The organism is Streptomyces sp. NPDC054047 (assembly GCF_055585065.1).
This window is the reverse complement of the sequence record NZ_JBVJKV010000001.1, coordinates 1,419,727-1,434,873: the sequence shown is the minus strand read 5'-3', so window position 1 is coordinate 1,434,873 and position 15,147 is coordinate 1,419,727. Positions and strand designations below refer to the sequence as shown.

The window sequence follows — 15,147 nt, the reverse complement described above, 5'->3', positions numbered from 1 at the left end:
CTCCTGACGAACGCAGTCCCGGGCGCTGCCTCACTGACGAATCAGCTACTGGGGGTAGCAGCCAGATGACCAAGAAGACGCGGATCCGCGTGGCACGAATAGCTGCCGGTGCGGTGATCGCCGCCGGTGCTTCGCTGACCGCTGCCGGTGCCGCCTCGGCCCTGGACGTCGGCGTCGAGCTCGGCGGCGCGAGCGCCAGCGCCAGCGCCGACGAGAACGGCATCGGAGTCGACGTCGGCCTCGGTGAGGACGAAGAAGACCCGACCGACGAGCCCACCGATCCCACGGACCCGACGGACATTCCCACGGACCCGACGGACATTCCCACGGACCCGACGGACCCCACGGACCCGACGGACCCGACGGACCCCACGGACGAGCCGACCGAGCCCACCGAGGAGCCCACGGAGCCGACCGAGGACCCGACGGAGCCGACCGAGGACCCGACGGACCCGGGCACGCCCACCGAGGACCCGACGGACCCGGGTACGCCCACCGAGGACCCCAGCGACCCCGGTAACGGCAACGGCACCGGCGGCGGCAACGGCACCGGCGGCAACGACAACGACCCCGACGGCGGCTCCAACCCCGTCGAGCAGGGCAAGGGCAAGGACAGCCTGACCGACACGGGCTCCGCCCCGGTCGAGCAGGGTGACAAGGCCGACAAGGGCGAGCTCGCCGAGACGGGCGCCGCCGAGACCACGTTCCTGCTGATCGGCGCCGCGACGATGATCGCCGGCGGCATCGGCTTCCGCGTTCTGCCGCGCTTCGTCGGCACCCGCGGCGCCGCTGCCTGACCAAGGCACACATCGCGGTACTGAGACGTACGCGACGCACGACATGACGGACACGGCATGACAGAAGGGCCCGGAGCAGCCAGCTCCGGGCCCTTCTGGGTGTCCTGGTTGCGCGCCTCGGGCGCGCTAAGCGGTCTGGTGCGCCAGTAGGGCCATCGCCGCGATCAGCACGACGAGCACCCCTATGAGCGCCGCGGGGCTGAGGCCGCCGAACGGCCCCTCCTGCTGCTGCAGGCGCTCGCGGCTGGCCCGGCACACGGGGCAGCGGCCTTCACTCACGGGCCCCGCGCAGTTCGCGCACACCAACCTGTCATGGGTCATGCGCTTCTCCTCCCGCACAGTTACAGCCTGCCCAACGCTAGGGGGAACGCAACCGTTCCCCCTACCACTGTGCCAGCTTCCACGAATTTCGGCGCGGCCCGCCCGTCCTCGTCGGTTTCAGACTGTTACGTTCCGTGGTATATCCGCGACAATTCGCGCAACTCAGGACGCTGACTGCGCTCTCGTACCCGCTTCGCGTATGGTCACGCTCACCTACCCCCGGCTACCCGTGGTGCATCCGTGATCCGATTCGACAACGTCTCCAAGGCCTACCCCAAGCAGACCCGGCCCGCCCTCCGGGATGTCTCTCTGGAGATCGAGAAGGGCGAGTTCGTCTTCCTGGTGGGCTCCTCCGGCTCCGGAAAGTCCACCTTCCTGCGGCTCGTCCTCCGTGAGGAGCGCACCAGCCACGGCCAGGTGCACGTCCTGGGCAAGGACCTCGCCCGCCTCTCCAACTTCAAGGTGCCGCACATGCGGCGCCAGTTGGGCACCGTCTTCCAGGACTTCCGTCTCCTTCCGAACAAGACCGTCGGCGAGAACGTCGCCTTCGCGCAGGAAGTCATCGGCAAGTCCCGCGGCGAGATCCGCAAGTCCGTGCCCCAGGTCCTCGACCTCGTCGGTCTCGGCGGCAAGGAGGACCGGATGCCCGGCGAGCTCTCCGGTGGTGAGCAGCAGCGGGTGGCGATCGCGCGAGCCTTCGTCAACCGCCCGAAGCTCCTGATCGCCGACGAGCCGACCGGCAACCTCGACCCGCAGACTTCGGTCGGCATCATGAAGCTGCTCGACCGGATCAACCGGACCGGCACGACCGTCGTCATGGCGACCCACGACCAGCAGATCGTGGACCAGATGCGCAAGCGGGTCATCGAGCTGGAGAAGGGCCGTCTCGTCCGCGACCAGTCGCGCGGCGTCTACGGCTACCAGCACTGACGACCCGTACTGATCCACTGCACTGATCCACTGAAAGGGAGCCATGCGCGCCCAGTTCGTCCTGTCGGAGATCGGCGTCGGTCTCCGCCGTAATCTCACGATGACCTTCGCGGTCATCGTCTCCGTGGCCCTCTCGCTCGCCCTGTTCGGCGGCTCGCTGCTCATGCGTGACCAGGTGAGCACGATGAAGGGCTTCTGGTACGACAAGGTCAACGTATCGATCTTCCTCTGCAACAAGGCCGACGCGGAGCAGGACCCGAAGTGCGCCAAGGGCGCGGTCACGAACGAGCAGAAGGAACAGGTCAAGACCGACCTGGAGAAGATGCCCGTCGTGGAGAAGGTCGAGTACGAATCGGCCGACCAGGCGTACAAGCACTACAAGGAGCAGTTCGGCGACTCCCCGCTGTCCAGCTCGCTCACGCCGGACCAGATGCAGGAGTCGTACCGCGTCAAGCTGGAGGACCCGGAGAAGTACCAGGTGGTCGCGACCGCCTTCTCCGGGCGTGACGGCGTGCAGTCCGTGCAGGACCAGAAGGGCATCCTGGAGAACCTCTTCGGGCTGCTCAACGGCATGAACTGGGCGGCGCTCGCGGTGATGGCGCTGATGCTCGTCGTCGCGCTGATGCTGATCGTCAACACGGTGCGCGTCTCGGCGTTCAGCCGGAGACGTGAAACCGGGATCATGCGGCTCGTCGGCGCATCGAGCTTCTACATCCAGATGCCGTTCATCATGGAGGCCGCCGTCGCCGGTCTCATCGGTGGCGCTGTCGCCTGCGGGATGCTCCTCGTAGGCCGGTACTTCCTCATCGATCACGGTCTCGCGCTCTCCGAGAAGCTGAATCTGATCAACTTCATCGGATGGGACGCGGTCCTGACCAAGCTGCCTCTGGTGCTCGCCATCAGTCTGCTGATGCCCGCGCTCGCCGCCTTCTTCGCGTTGCGCAAGTACCTCAAGGTGTGACAAGACCCGCCTGTTCAAAGGGGCGCTGTACGGTTCAACCGACCGTACGGCGCCCTTCGTTGTCCTAGACTCACCGGCATGTCAGGCCCCGACCGGTTTTGCGACCGGCTCTCCCGGCCCCGCCGCATCCGCCGCGGGGCGACCCTGACATTGGTGTTCGCGAGCGTGCTCGCCACCGGTGCGGCCACCGGGTCCTGGACCGAGGCGAACGGCGAAGGCCGGAAGTCACCTGCTCCGTCCACCCGTTCCGTCGTCGCGTCCGGTGACGCCGCCGACGAAGCCGCCGATGCCGCGGCCGAGGCGATGGCCGACGGCAAGTCCGGCAAGAAGGCCGCCGAGGACGCCGTGAGCCGCAGCGGCGACCGCTGGGGATCGGTGTACTCCCCCGGGGAGTACCAGGAGTTCGAGCAGGCCCTCGACGGCGCGTACACCGGCGTCGGCCTCTGGGCCAGGCGCGCGGCCGACGGACGCATCGAGGTCTCCCGGGTCCAGCGCGACGGCCCCGCCGAACAGGCCGGCATCCGCGAGGGCGACCGGCTGCGAAGCATCGACGGCAAGCGCGTCGCGGGTCTCCCCGTCACCGAGGTCGTGTCCCTGCTGCGCGGTGCCCGCGCCGGCACCCCGGTCGCGCTCGGTCTGGAGCGGGGCACGCGCGCGTGGAGCGAGACGCTGCACCGGGCCCGCCTCTCCACGGACTCCGTCACGGTCACGCGGCTGGCGGGCGGCGCCGTCCTGATCAAGGTCGAGTCCTTCACCAAGGGCGCGGGCGAGCGCGTGCGCTCCGCGGTGCGCGACGCCCCCAAGGGCGCCGGAATCCTGCTCGACCTGCGCGGCAACTCCGGGGGCCTGGTGTCGGAGGCGGTCACGGCGGCCTCGGGGCTCGTCGACGGCGGCCTGGTGGCGACGTACGACGTACGCGGCCGGCAGAAGGCCCTGCACGCCGAGCGGGGCGGTGACACCACCAGACCCGTGGTCGCGCTGGTCGACGGCGGCACGATGAGCGCGGCCGAGCTGCTCACGGGCGCCCTGCAGGACCGCGGCCGCGCGGTCGTGGTGGGCTCCAGGACCTTTGGCAAGGGCTCGGTCCAGATGCCGAGCCGGCTGCCCGACGGCTCGGTCGCCGAGCTGACGGTGGGGCACTACCGCACTCCTTCGGGGCAGGCGGTCGACGGCAGGGGCATCACGCCGGACCTGGAGGTCGAGGACGGCGCCGAGACGAGGGCCGAGACAGTATTGACTGGCCTCGGACCCCCCTCGTAGTGCGAAAATGGCCTGACTATGGCGAAAGAAAAGGTAAAGCGCAAGGCCGCGAAGGCCGCCGAGAAGGCCCCGGCCCGGAAGATGGTCGCGCAGAACAAGAAGGCGCGGCACGACTACCACATCATCGACACGTACGAGTGCGGCCTCGTCCTGATGGGCACCGAGGTCAAGTCGCTGCGGATGGGCAGGGCCTCCCTGGTGGACGGCTTCGTGCACATCGACGGCGGCGAGGCGTGGCTGCACAACATCCACGTCCCGGAGTACGTGCAGGGCACCTGGACCAACCACTCCGCCACGCGCAAGCGCAAGCTCCTGATGCACCGGGCCGAGATCGACAAGCTGGAGTCCAAGTCGCAGGAGACGGGTCACACGATCGTGCCCCTGGCCCTGTACTTCAAGGACAGCCGGGTCAAGGTCGAGATCGCGCTCGCCAAGGGCAAGAAGGAGTACGACAAGCGCCAGACGCTCAAGGAGAAGCAGGACCTGCGTGAGACGAACCGCGCGGTCGCCGAGGTCAAGAAGCGCCAGCGCAGCGCCTAGCCCACGGGGCCCGGACGGGCCGCGCGGGAATTGGCTGGCCCCGTCGGGCGTTGGTCACGTACGATGGGCACTGCCCCGCACAGCCGGGGCGCGGTTTGATAAAAAAACATGGGGATGATCGGTTTCGACAGCGGATGTCGAAGCAGGGGAAGCGAGCCGAGGAAGCGACAATGATCTCGTAAACCACCTGTCGCAACCAATAATCGCCAATTCCAAGAGCGATTCCCAGTCCTTCGCCCTCGCTGCTTAATTAGCAGTGAGTGAAGGACCCTTAATGGGTGTCAGCCCGGGGGTGTTCCCGACCCGGATCCTGGCATAATTTAGGGAACTAAACCGTCGAACCCGGTCACGGGGTTCGGCGGGAAATCAAACAGTGACTGGGCCCGTCGGAGACTTGTTCGCGAGATCACCGGGGCCGAGAAAATCGTAGCGAACTGCGCTCGGAGAAGCCCTCCTTTTGCACCGTTGGACGCGGGTTCGATTCCCGCCATCTCCACAATTCCCATGTGAGGTTGAAGCCCTCTGGCCACTGGTCAGGGGGCTTCTTCCGTGTGCGGGGCACGGAACGGTCGGGCACATCCTCTGGGCATGTGACTCGTTACTGCATGCGAGTGCAGGTTCCCAAACGGCCGGGCGCGACAGCGGCCCGGCCGAGTACGCAAGTGCAGGAGGCAGTCGCTTGGATGCCACCGTCACTCTTTTAGGTTCCCTTCTCGCCAGCCTCGGAGTTCTGGGCGCGGCAGTGGTGGCCTATCTCGGCAAGCGCGGCGAGAACGCGCTCCTCGGCTACTCCAGCCTCACGGAGAAGCTCCAGACGGAGCGCGACCGGCTGGAGCGCCAGGTGGCCGAACGCGATACGAAACTCGCCGAGTTGAACGCACTGCACGCCCATGACCAGAGCGAGATCGCCAGGTTGCTCATCGACAACCAACGGCTCGGAGGCACTTCGTGATCAAGCTCGAGCGACTCCTGGCCCGTCGGTGGCGCACCGTCTTCCTCGTCTGTGTCCTGGTCGCCCTCAGCGGCGTCGCGGCGCTCCTGTGGGCCCGTATCGACGCCGGTGACCGCCGCGCCGACCGGCTCGCCGCCGAGACGGACCGGCGCGGCGAGGCCGTGTCCACCCTGGCCCGCGACGTACGGACCCTGCGGGCACAGGTCCGCGCCCACGGCGACACCCCTGCCGCGCCCGACCCCTCCGACGCCGTCGACGACCTCCCGTCCCGGGCGCGGGTGCCCGGGACGCCCGGCGCGCCGGGCTCACGGGGCGAGGACGGCAAACAGGGCGAGAAGGGAGCCCCGGGGAGCGGCGGCCGGACGGGGGGCCGGGGCGAGGCGGGAGCGCCCGGGGAACCGGGAGCGGGCGGTGAGCCGGGCCGGGCCGGGGCGGACGGCTCCGACGGCACGAACGGCGAGCGAGGACCGGAAGGACCGGCGGGGGCGGCGGGGCCGCCGGGCGCTGACGGCGCCCACGGCTCCGACGGTGCGGGCGGCGCCACAGGTCCCGAAGGCCCCGCCGGTCCCACGGGCCCCGCAGGTCCGCCCGGCGAGCGTGGCCCGAAGGGGGAGGCGGGCGCCGCCGGTCCCTCCTGCCCCGGCGGCTACAGCCTCCAGCAGCCTCCGGGCGACCCCGACGCCCTGGTCTGCCGCCGCGTCGGCGTGACCCCCGCGGACCCCGCCCCGGCCGTCCTGCTCCTGGCGGCGCTCCTGCCCCGGCGCCGCCGTGATCCCGCGACGGCGTGACCCCCGCCGGACCCCGCACGGCCCGCCCCGTAGTGCGCCGCGCCACGGGGTGCGATCCGCTCAGTGGCGTACGTGGCCGGAGTGGGGTCTGTCGCGGGGCGCCGGAGTCCGGGATGCTCCAGGGTCATGAGTAGACCCGTGAGACGCGTCAACGCCCGTATGCGCCACTGGATCTGGCCCGCCGTGCTCGGCGTCGCGGCGGCCACCCTCTCCGTCAGCTCGCCGGCCGGGGCGGACTCCGACCGCAGCGGCCTGCCCGAAGCCATCGACACGATCCTCGGCGACCCCCGGATGGAGGGCGGCGCGGCGAGCGTCGTCGTCGCCGACGCCGCGTCCGGTGACGTGCTCTACCAGCACCTGCCCAGCGGGCGCCTGATGCCCGCCTCCAACACCAAGCTGCTGACCTCGGCGGCGGCCATGGAGCGGCTCGGCCCCGACCACCGCTTCACCACCGACGTGCTCACCGACGGCAGGCAGAAGGGCCGGGTCCTCTCCGGCGACCTCTATCTGCGCGGCACCGGCGACCCGACGACGCTCGTCGAGGACTACGACCGGCTCGCGGCGAAGATCGCCGACTCGGGCGTCCGGCGGGTCTCGGGGCGCCTGGTCGCGGACGACACCCGGTTCGACGACAAGCGCATCGGCGACACCTGGGCAGGGGACGACGAGTTCGCGTACTACGCCGCCCAGATCTCCGCGCTGAGCGTCGCCCCGGACACCGACTACGACACCGGGACGGTCATCGTCGAGGCCAAGCCCGGCGCACGGGCCGGGGACAGGCCCAAGGTGACGGTCACCCCGAAGACGGACTACGTAGAGGTCGACAACAGCGCGAGGACCGTCGCCGCGGGCGGCCAGGACACGCTCACCATCGAGCGCGAGCACGGCACCAACACGATCACGGTCACCGGCACCGTCCCCGTAGGGGGTTCGGCGACCAAGGAGTGGATCACCGTCTGGGAGCCGACCGGCTACGCGGCCGCGATCTTCCGGGACGCGCTGAAGGCGCACGGGGTGAAGGTGAGCGGGCCGACCAGGGCCGGGCTCGCCACCCCCAAGGGCGCGCGCCAGCTCGCGTCGCACGACTCCATGCCGCTGAAGGAGCTGATGATCCCCTTCATGAAGCTCTCCAACAACATGCACGCGGAGAACCTCACGAAGACGATGGGGTACGAGGCGACAGGGCGGCCCGGCAGCTGGCCGGACGGACTCGCGGCCATCAGCGCCTACTTGAAGACCGCCGGTGTCGACCCCGGCAAGATCCGCCAGGTCGACGGCTCCGGGCTCTCGCGCAAGGACAACGCGCCCGCCGACCAGCTGATCAAGCTGCTGCTCTCGGCGAAGGGCGAACCCTGGTACGCCGACTGGTACAAGTCGCTCCCGGTGGCCTGCGCCCCGGACAAGTCCGTCGGCGGCACGCTGCGCACGCGGATGTGCGGGACTCCGGCGGCCCTCAACGTACGGGCCAAGACGGGGTCGTTGACCGGGGCGTCCGCCCTTTCGGGGTACGTGAAGGACGCGGGCGGGCGTGAGCTGGTGTTCAGCATCATCCTGAACAACTACATGCCCTCCTCGGTGAAGGCCCTGGAGGACGCGATCGTCGTGACGCTCGCCAGGTCGACCGAGGACAAGGCCGTACTGGTCAAGCCGCGCTCGCAGCGTGGGGCCGAGCCGAACGGCGACCTGGAGTGCTCGTGGCGCAAGCCTGCGCGATGCTGAGCAGCAGGGCGCAGCACGCGGCGGCGACCGGGACCGCGTAGCCCTGCGTGGCGCCGATGTGCTCCACCACCCAGCCGCCGCCCGCGGCGCCGCACGCGATGCCTCCGAGCAGGCCGGTGACGGCGAGGGTCATGCCCTCGTTCAACCGGCCCTCGGGGGTGCGCTCCTGGACCAGGCCCATGCCGGTGACCATCGTCGGGGCCGTCGCCATGCCGGCGACAAGGAGAGCCCCGGCGAGCACAAGGAGCGAGCCGGTGAGCGTGGCGGCCAGGAGCGGCAGCGCCATCAGGGCCGCCATCGCGGTGGCGCACAGGATGTGGCGGCGGTGCGGGGGCCCGCTCGGTTTGAGGGTCCCGTAGAGGAGGCCCGCCGCGCAGGAGCCCGCGGCCTGGAGCGCGAGGATCGCGCCCGCGGCCGCCTTGTGCCCCTGCGCGTCGGCGTAGGCGATCGTCACGACCTCCATCGAGCCGAACACGGCGCCGGTGGCGAGGAAGGCGGCGAGCAGGGTGGGCATCCCGCGCGCGCGGAGGGGCGACTTCTCCTTCGTGGCCGTACGTCCCCGGGGCGGCGGTTCCGTCGAGCGCTGGGCGGCGAAGAGCAGGACGCCGGTCAGGAGCAGCACCACTCCGATGAGGGTGCCCGCCTCCGGGAAGAGCGCTCCGCACAGGAAGGCGGCCAGGACGGGGCCGAGCATGAAGCACAGCTCGTCCGCGGCCTGCTCGAAGGAGTTGGCGGTGTGCACGGCACGGTCGTCGCCCTTGAGGAGGTGGGCCCAGCGGGCCCGGGACATGCCGCCGGTGTTGGGGGTCGTGGCCGTCGCCGCGTACGAGGCGAACAGGGTCCAGTCGGGCGCTCCGCAGTGCACGCACAGGAGCAGCGAGAGCGAGCCGAGCGCGGCGATCGCGGTGGCCGGGACGGCGATCCGCGCCTGGCCGTGCCGGTCCACGAGGCGGGCCGTCCAGGGCGCCACGACGGCGGTCGCGGCGAGGCCCGTCGCGGTGACGGCGCCGGCGAGGGCGTACGAACCGCGGGCCCCGGCGATCATGATGACGGCGCTCACGCTGAACATGCCCATGGGGAGGCGGGCGACGAGGTTGCCGATGGTGAAGGCGGTGGCTCCGGGTATCCGGAAGAGGCGGGCGTAAGGATTGCGGCGGCGGGGCGCACGGGGTTCGGCGGGCGGCATGGGATCACCCTCACCGGGGCGGCGGTGCGGGGTCCAACACCTTCTGGGGGCCGACTCACGCACCTGCGTTGTGAATCTCCGTGTAGGTTCCCGGGGTGACAGCAGAACCCCGCACGACCAGTGGCCTCGGGGCGGGCGTGCCCCGCGACCTGGAGCCCCGCCTCCTGCGCGCCTTCGTGGCCGTCTCCGAAGAGCTGCACTTCACGCGCGCCGCCGCCCGCCTGTACGTCGCCCAGCAGGCGCTGAGCCGTGATGTGCGGCGCCTGGAGCGGGAGTTGGGCGCCGAACTGTTCGTGCGGACCACCCGGCAGGTCACGCTCACCGCGGAGGGGGAGCGGCTGCTGCCGTACGCGCGGCGGGTGCTCGACGCACAGGACGACCTGGCGGCGGCGTTCGCGCGCGGCAGGGGGCCAGGCGCCGCGGCCCGCCCGCTGCTCGTGGACCTGAACAGCCCCGGGCTCATCTGCGGGCGCATCCTGGAGCGGGCCCGCGAACTCGCCCCGGAGTGCGAACTGATGGCCCGCTTCGAGAGCGGGCTCACCGGGGCCGCGGCCGAGATCCTCGCCGGGCGTCTCGACGTCTCCTTCGGGCGGTACGCGGGGCTCGAACCGGCGCTGCGGTCGCGGCTCGCCCAGCAGCCCGTGCGCTACGAGCCGATGGCGGTGCTGCTGCCGCTGGGGCACCCCCTGGCCGAGCTCGACGCGGTGCCGCTCGGCGCGCTCGCGGGGGAGAGCGTGTACGCGGGGGCGGGAAATCCCCGGACGCTGGAGTGGACCGACCTGGCACATCGCCTCTTCGAGGGACGCGGGATCGAGGTGGCGCCGCCCGCGCCCCTCGCGGTGGGCGCCGAGGAGTTCGGACGGATCATGGCCAAGAACAGGACCCCGGTGCTCGCCGCGGTGGATTTTCCGGCCATGCCCGAGTCGGTCCTGCGGCCCTTGATCGACCCCGTACCCCTGTCGCCTGTGTCACTGGTGTGGAGGAAGGGGCTAGAGCATCCCGGTGTCGACGCTCTGCGCGCGGCGGCGGCCGAACTCTCCGCCGCCGAGGGGTGGCTGCGCAGGCCCGAGGACGGTTGGGTTCCGGCCACGGATGCACTCATCATGATGAGCCTGGAATGAAGGATTAGTACGACTGTCACCGCCGTGCGCTACATTCATCCTCCGGGCGCAGTGTGATAAGGGGGCGCTCGGGTCGGGTGGGGGCCCGGTCCGACGGCACGATGCCCGGAGTCGTGCGCGCCCGTGTCAGGTTATGTGGGGGGTTGTGCGTACGCATGGAGAATTGGCGAGAAGATGCCCTACCGGAACACACCCATGATCCGAACGAGGTCACCGTTCAGATCGACGGGGTGGGGCGACAGCTGGCGGATCTGGCCGCCGAGAGCGAAGACGCGCCTGACGGGCCTGTTTTCGTCGACGAGACGGGCCGTCGCAGCCGGAGGTACCGCCGGATAGGCGTGCTCGTCGGCATAGCCTGCGCCGTCTACGCGGTGATCATCGTAGGCACCCTGCTCTCGGGCAACTCCAGCGCGCCCTGGCTGCCGATCGACCCCAAGGACGAGAAGCCGGCCAGCAAGGTGGACACGCCGAACCGCCCGGCCGACTCCCTCGACCCCTCCGCGTCCCCCGGCACGACCCCCTCGCCGGGTGCGTCGGAGAGCGGCTCCACCGCCCCCGCGACCGGTGACGACGGCGCCGCCGACCCGGGCGCGACGGACGACGGCAAGGTCGAGCCGGGCGATGAGCCCGACCCCGACCCCACGGGCGGCGGCAACCCCGACCCCGATCCCACGGACGACGGCGGGAACCCCGACCCCACCGACGACCCCACGAAGCCCGACCCGGATCCGGACCCGACGGACGACCCCACGACACCGGAGCCCGACCCGTCGACCGAATCCCCGGGCGCGGGCGGAGGCGGCGACGAAGTCCCCGCAGTGCAGCCCGCCGCCGATCAACAGTCCCCGCAGCGCGCCCAGGCAGTTGGTTACCTGTCCCCGCAAAGCGCTGGCCAGCAGCCCTCGGAGGGCGCACAGCGATGAACTCCCGCACCAACAGGGGCCGGTCGGCCGGCCCCCGGAACAGTCACGCCCAGTCCCGGTCCCAACCTCAGTCCCGCCCCCAGTCCCCGTCCCGGAGCGGCGGCGGCCGGCGCCGCGCGCAGCCCGCCCGCACCGTCAAGCGGCGCTTGATCCCCCTGCGCTACCTCATGCCGATGCTCCTCCTGGTCGCCCTGATGGCGATGCTCATGCTGCGCGGCTACACGCACAGCGAGATCCTCGCCGACCACCGCGTGCGTCCGCCCGCGGGCACCGACAAGGTCCCGGAGAAGATCCTCGACGGCGGCCCGGTCATCGACACCCGCGGCGGCCACGAGGGGACGCTGAGCGTCCCGGGCCACCGCCTCGTGCTGACCTTCGACGACGGTCCGGACCCGGAGTGGACCCCCAAGGTCCTCGACGTACTGAAGAAGCACCACGCGCACGGCGTCTTCTTCGTCACCGGCACGATGGCCTCGCGCTACCCCGACCTGGTCGAGCGCATGGTGGACGAGGGCCACGAGGTCGGCCTGCACACGTTCAACCACCCCGACCTGTCGTACCAGTCCTCCAGCCGCATCGACTGGGAGCTCTCGCAGAACCAGCTCTCCCTCGCGGGCGCCGCGGGCATCCGCACCTCCCTCTTCCGCCCGCCGTACTCGTCGTTCTCCGACGCCATGGACAACAAGTCCTGGCCGGTGACGAAGTACATAGGCAGCCGCGGCTACCTCACCGTCGTCAACAACACCGACAGCGAGGACTGGAAGCGCCCCGGCGTCGCCGAGATCATCCGCCGTGCCACGCCCAAGGACGGCAAGGGCGCCATCGTCCTGATGCACGACTCCGGCGGCGACCGCTCGCAGACCGTCGCCGCGCTCGACACCTTCCTGCCCGATCTGCAGGACAAGGGCTACCGCTTCACGAACCTCACCGAGGCCCTGGACGCCCCCAGCGCGCACGCGCCGGTCTCCGGCATAGATCTGTGGAAGGGGAAGGCCTGGGTCTTCCTGGTCGGCGCATCGGAGAAGATCACCGGCGTACTCGTCGTCGCCCTCGCCGTGATCGGCTTCCTGGTGCTGCTCCGCTTCGGCATGATGCTGCTGCTCTCCGCGGTGCATGCGCGCAAGGTCCGCAAGAAGGGCTTCCGCTGGGGCCCCGACATCACCGAACCGGTCTCGGTCCTCGTGCCCGCCTACAACGAGGCCAAGTGCATCGAGGCCACGGTCCGTTCGCTCATGACGAGCGACCACCCCATCGAGATCATCGTCATCGACGACGGTTCGTCCGACGGCACCGCGCTGATCGTCGAGGGGCTGCGCCTGCCGAACGTACGCGTCGTGCGCCAGCAGAACGCGGGCAAGCCCGCCGCGCTCAACCGCGGCATAGCCAACGCCCGTTACGACCTCATCGTGATGATGGACGGCGACACGGTCTTCGAGCAGTCCACCGTGCGCGAGCTGGTGCAGCCGTTCGGCGACCCGCGCGTGGGCGCCGTCGCGGGCAACGCGAAGGTCGGCAACAGGGACTCGCTGATCGGCGCCTGGCAGCACATCGAGTACGTGATGGGCTTCAACCTCGACCGCCGGATGTACGACATGCTCGGCTGCATGCCGACCATCCCCGGCGCCGTGGGAGCCTTCCGGCGCTCGGCCCTGGAGCGGGTCGGCGGCATGAGCGACGACACGCTCGCCGAGGACACCGACATCACGATGGCGATGCACCGGGACGGCTGGCGCGTCGTGTACGCCGAGAAGGCGCGCGCGTGGACCGAGGCGCCGGAGACGGTGCAGCAGCTGTGGTCGCAGCGCTACCGCTGGTCGTACGGCACCATGCAGGCGATCTGGAAGCACCGCCGCTCGGTGATCGAGTCGGGCCCTTCGGGCCGCTTCGGCCGCGTGGGCATGCCGCTGGTGTCGCTCTTCATGGTCCTGGCGCCGCTCCTGGCCCCGCTGATCGACGTGTTCCTTCTCTACGGCCTCGTCTTCGGCCCCACCCAGAAGACGATCGTCGCGTGGCTCGGCGTGCTCGCCGTCCAGGCGGTGTGCGCGGCGTACGCCTTCCGGCTCGACCGCGAGCGCATGACCCACCTGATCTCGCTGCCCCTCCAGCAGATCCTCTACCGGCAGCTGATGTACGTCGTGCTGCTCCAGTCCTGGATCACCGCCCTGACCGGAGGCCGCCTTCGCTGGCAGAAGCTCCGGCGGACGGGTGTGTTGGGAACGCCGCCCTCGATTCCGCAGCAGCGGGTGGGCGGCGCTGATCGGAGGCCCGTCGCATGACCTATCCCACGCAGCCCGTGCAACCCACGCAGGCGATGCCGCAGGTGCCGGGGCCCTACGCTCCGGCGGCCCCCGGTGCGACTCCCTTCGCGGCACCTCCGGCCGCCCCCGCCCCGCCCAAGAAGCCCGGCCGCGACCGCTACTTCGACGTCCTGCGTTCGCTCGCCCTGGTCCGCGTCGTCATCTACCACCTGTTCGGCTGGGCCTGGCTGACGATCCTCTTCCCCTCCATGGGCGTGATGTTCGCGCTGGCGGGCGCGCTGATGGCGCGCTCGCTGAAGCGCCCGGCGTGGGGCGTGATCAGGGGCCGAATACGCCGACTGCTGCCCCCCATGTGGGCGTTCAGCGCGGTCGCGCTCTTCCTGTTGTTCTACGGCGGCTGGAACGTGACCAAGGACCCGGACCACGGGGGCACGTGGGGCCTGGTCAGCCTGGTCAACTACGTCTTCCCGATCGGCGCCCCGCCTTTCCCCTGGCACATCGGGGACAAGGCGGGACTCCTGGAGGACACCTGGCCCGCCCAGGCGGCGGGCCCGCTCTGGTACCTCCGCGCGTACTTGTGGTTCGTCATCGCGTCGCCGCTCCTCCTGTGGGCGTTCCGCAGGGTCCCGTGGGCGACGCTGTTCGCCCCGCTGGCCCTGACGGCGGTGCTCGCCACGGGTGTCGTCAAGATCCCGGGCGAGACGGGCAACGCGGTGTCGGACTTCGCGGTGTACGGCAGCTGCTGGGTCCTGGGCTTCGCCCACCAGGAGGGCGTACTGGCGCGTGTCCCGCGCTACGTGGCGGTGTCGGTCTCGGCCCTGATCATGGCCTTCGGCCTCTGGTGGGCTTCGGGCCACCTGGGCCCGGACGGCTGGGACCTGAACGACATCCCGCTGGCGCAGGCGGCGTGGTCCTTCGGCTTCGTCGTCATCCTGTTCCAGTACTCGCCGTCGTGGCAGGAGCTGCCGGGCCGCCTCAAGCGCTGGGACAAGCTCATCACCCTCTCCAACAACCGGGCGGTGACGATCTACCTCTGGCACAACCTCCTGATCATGGCCACGGTGCCGCTCATCGACATGGCGTACGACCTGCCGTTCATGGAGGACGAGCGCTGGAGCTCGGCCCTTGACTCGACGTACATGCTGTGGATGACGGTCCTGGTCTGGCCGTTGATCGGCCTGATGGTGATGGCCGTGGGCTGGATCGAGGACATCGCGGCGAAGCGGAGCCCGAGGCTGTGGCCGAACGGGGCGAAGTCGCGCCGGGCCGCGGTGCCTGCGCGGGGCGGGGCGCACCGGGGCTGAGCCTTCCGGCGGGAACTCGCTTCCCCGGCCGGGGACTTGCGGAGGGCCGACCACCAGGACGACTGGTGGTCGGCCCTCCGTGTTTTG

14 protein-coding genes and 1 other RNA gene are annotated in these 15,147 nt (G+C 70.5%); 13 read left to right on the top strand and 2 right to left on the bottom strand.

Features of this window, described 5'->3' with window-relative positions; translation table 11 throughout:
- Positions 1-65 precede the first annotated feature (65 nt).
- A complete protein-coding gene (locus ACZ6ZP_RS06500) occupies positions 66-797 on the top strand; it encodes a hypothetical protein (RefSeq protein WP_469405714.1) in 732 nt (243 codons plus the stop codon).
- A gap of 126 nt (positions 798-923) precedes the next feature.
- On the opposite strand, the gene ACZ6ZP_RS06495 is transcribed toward ACZ6ZP_RS06500, so the two are convergent.
- Positions 924-1,118, bottom strand: a complete 195-nt coding sequence (locus ACZ6ZP_RS06495) for a hypothetical protein (RefSeq protein WP_351170980.1) — start codon at positions 1,116-1,118, stop codon at positions 924-926.
- Positions 1,119-1,358: 240 nt separating this feature from the next.
- On the opposite strand from ACZ6ZP_RS06495, the gene ftsE reads away from it, so the two are divergent.
- The 8 genes from ftsE (at position 1,359) to dacB (ending at position 8,268) form a co-directional block, all read left to right on the top strand.
- Entirely contained in the window at positions 1,359-2,048 is a 690-nt protein-coding gene (gene ftsE, locus ACZ6ZP_RS06490) for a cell division ATP-binding protein FtsE (protein WP_030788113.1), read from the top strand.
- A 43-nt stretch (positions 2,049-2,091) separates the two neighbouring features.
- The gene (ftsX, locus tag ACZ6ZP_RS06485) at positions 2,092-3,009 is read left to right on the top strand and encodes a permease-like cell division protein FtsX (protein WP_351170983.1); all 918 of its coding nucleotides are present in this window, start codon (positions 2,092-2,094) and stop codon (positions 3,007-3,009) included.
- Positions 3,010-3,087: 78 nt separating this feature from the next.
- Positions 3,088-4,269, top strand: a complete 1,182-nt coding sequence (locus ACZ6ZP_RS06480) for a S41 family peptidase (protein WP_351170986.1) — start codon at positions 3,088-3,090, stop codon at positions 4,267-4,269.
- 18 nt (positions 4,270-4,287) lie between these two features.
- Complete coding sequence (gene smpB, locus ACZ6ZP_RS06475; protein WP_351170989.1) at positions 4,288-4,809, top strand: SsrA-binding protein SmpB; 522 nt, start codon at positions 4,288-4,290, stop codon at positions 4,807-4,809.
- A gap of 110 nt (positions 4,810-4,919) precedes the next feature.
- Positions 4,920-5,308: a transfer-messenger RNA gene (gene ssrA, locus ACZ6ZP_RS06470) on the top strand.
- Positions 5,309-5,488: 180 nt separating this feature from the next.
- Positions 5,489-5,761 carry a hypothetical protein gene (locus ACZ6ZP_RS06465; RefSeq protein WP_351170992.1) on the top strand — a complete coding sequence of 91 codons (273 nt, stop codon included), beginning with the start codon at positions 5,489-5,491 and terminating at the stop codon, positions 5,759-5,761.
- Positions 5,758-6,549, top strand: a complete 792-nt coding sequence (locus ACZ6ZP_RS06460; RefSeq protein ID WP_469405710.1) for a collagen-like domain-containing protein — start codon at positions 5,758-5,760, stop codon at positions 6,547-6,549. Before ACZ6ZP_RS06465 ends, ACZ6ZP_RS06460 begins: the two co-directional genes overlap by 4 nt.
- A 126-nt stretch (positions 6,550-6,675) precedes the next feature.
- The gene (gene dacB, locus ACZ6ZP_RS06455; protein WP_469405708.1) at positions 6,676-8,268 is read left to right on the top strand and encodes a D-alanyl-D-alanine carboxypeptidase/D-alanyl-D-alanine endopeptidase; all 1,593 of its coding nucleotides are present in this window, start codon (positions 6,676-6,678) and stop codon (positions 8,266-8,268) included.
- On the opposite strand, the gene ACZ6ZP_RS06450 is transcribed toward dacB, so the two are convergent.
- Positions 8,192-9,454, bottom strand: coding sequence for an MFS transporter (locus ACZ6ZP_RS06450; RefSeq protein ID WP_383822308.1), 1,263 nt, complete (start codon positions 9,452-9,454; stop codon positions 8,192-8,194). The genes dacB and ACZ6ZP_RS06450 overlap by 77 nt on opposite strands.
- Before the next feature lie 137 nt (positions 9,455-9,591).
- Between ACZ6ZP_RS06450 and ACZ6ZP_RS06445 the strand changes: the two genes are divergently transcribed.
- The 4 genes from ACZ6ZP_RS06445 to ACZ6ZP_RS06430 all read left to right on the top strand — a co-directional run bounded on the left by ACZ6ZP_RS06445 (position 9,592) and on the right by ACZ6ZP_RS06430 (position 15,060).
- Positions 9,592-10,575, top strand: a complete 984-nt coding sequence (locus ACZ6ZP_RS06445; protein WP_361469590.1) for a LysR family transcriptional regulator — start codon at positions 9,592-9,594, stop codon at positions 10,573-10,575.
- A gap of 230 nt (positions 10,576-10,805) precedes the next feature.
- On the top strand, positions 10,806-11,498 hold the full coding sequence (locus ACZ6ZP_RS06440) for a hypothetical protein (RefSeq protein ID WP_351171003.1): 693 nt from the start codon (positions 10,806-10,808) through the stop codon (positions 11,496-11,498).
- 167 nt (positions 11,499-11,665) lie between these two features.
- The gene (locus ACZ6ZP_RS06435; protein WP_351171133.1) at positions 11,666-13,774 is read left to right on the top strand and encodes a bifunctional polysaccharide deacetylase/glycosyltransferase family 2 protein; all 2,109 of its coding nucleotides are present in this window, start codon (positions 11,666-11,668) and stop codon (positions 13,772-13,774) included.
- Positions 13,771-15,060, top strand: a complete 1,290-nt coding sequence (locus tag ACZ6ZP_RS06430) for an acyltransferase family protein (protein WP_351171006.1) — start codon at positions 13,771-13,773, stop codon at positions 15,058-15,060. The genes ACZ6ZP_RS06435 and ACZ6ZP_RS06430 overlap by 4 nt, the downstream gene beginning before the upstream one ends.
- Positions 15,061-15,147: the final 87 nt, after the last annotated feature.

What these genes read in the sequence shown, in the direction of transcription:
- ACZ6ZP_RS06430 (WP_351171006.1), top strand. Translation starts at nt 13,771, where the DNA reads ATGACCTATCCCACGCAGCCCGTGCAACCCACGCAGGCGATGCCGCAG.
- ftsX (WP_351170983.1), top strand. Translation starts at nt 2,092, where the DNA reads ATGCGCGCCCAGTTCGTCCTGTCGGAGATCGGCGTCGGTCTCCGCCGT.
- ACZ6ZP_RS06480 (WP_351170986.1), top strand. Translation starts at nt 3,088, where the DNA reads ATGTCAGGCCCCGACCGGTTTTGCGACCGGCTCTCCCGGCCCCGCCGC.
- ACZ6ZP_RS06450 (WP_383822308.1), bottom strand. Translation starts at nt 9,454, where the DNA reads ATGCCGCCCGCCGAACCCCGTGCGCCCCGCCGCCGCAATCCTTACGCC.
- smpB (WP_351170989.1), top strand. Translation starts at nt 4,288, where the DNA reads ATGGCGAAAGAAAAGGTAAAGCGCAAGGCCGCGAAGGCCGCCGAGAAG.
- dacB (WP_469405708.1), top strand. Translation starts at nt 6,676, where the DNA reads ATGAGTAGACCCGTGAGACGCGTCAACGCCCGTATGCGCCACTGGATC.
- ACZ6ZP_RS06435 (WP_351171133.1), top strand. Translation starts at nt 11,666, where the DNA reads ATGCCGATGCTCCTCCTGGTCGCCCTGATGGCGATGCTCATGCTGCGC.
- ACZ6ZP_RS06500 (WP_469405714.1), top strand. Translation starts at nt 66, where the DNA reads ATGACCAAGAAGACGCGGATCCGCGTGGCACGAATAGCTGCCGGTGCG.
- ACZ6ZP_RS06495 (WP_351170980.1), bottom strand. Translation starts at nt 1,118, where the DNA reads ATGACCCATGACAGGTTGGTGTGCGCGAACTGCGCGGGGCCCGTGAGT.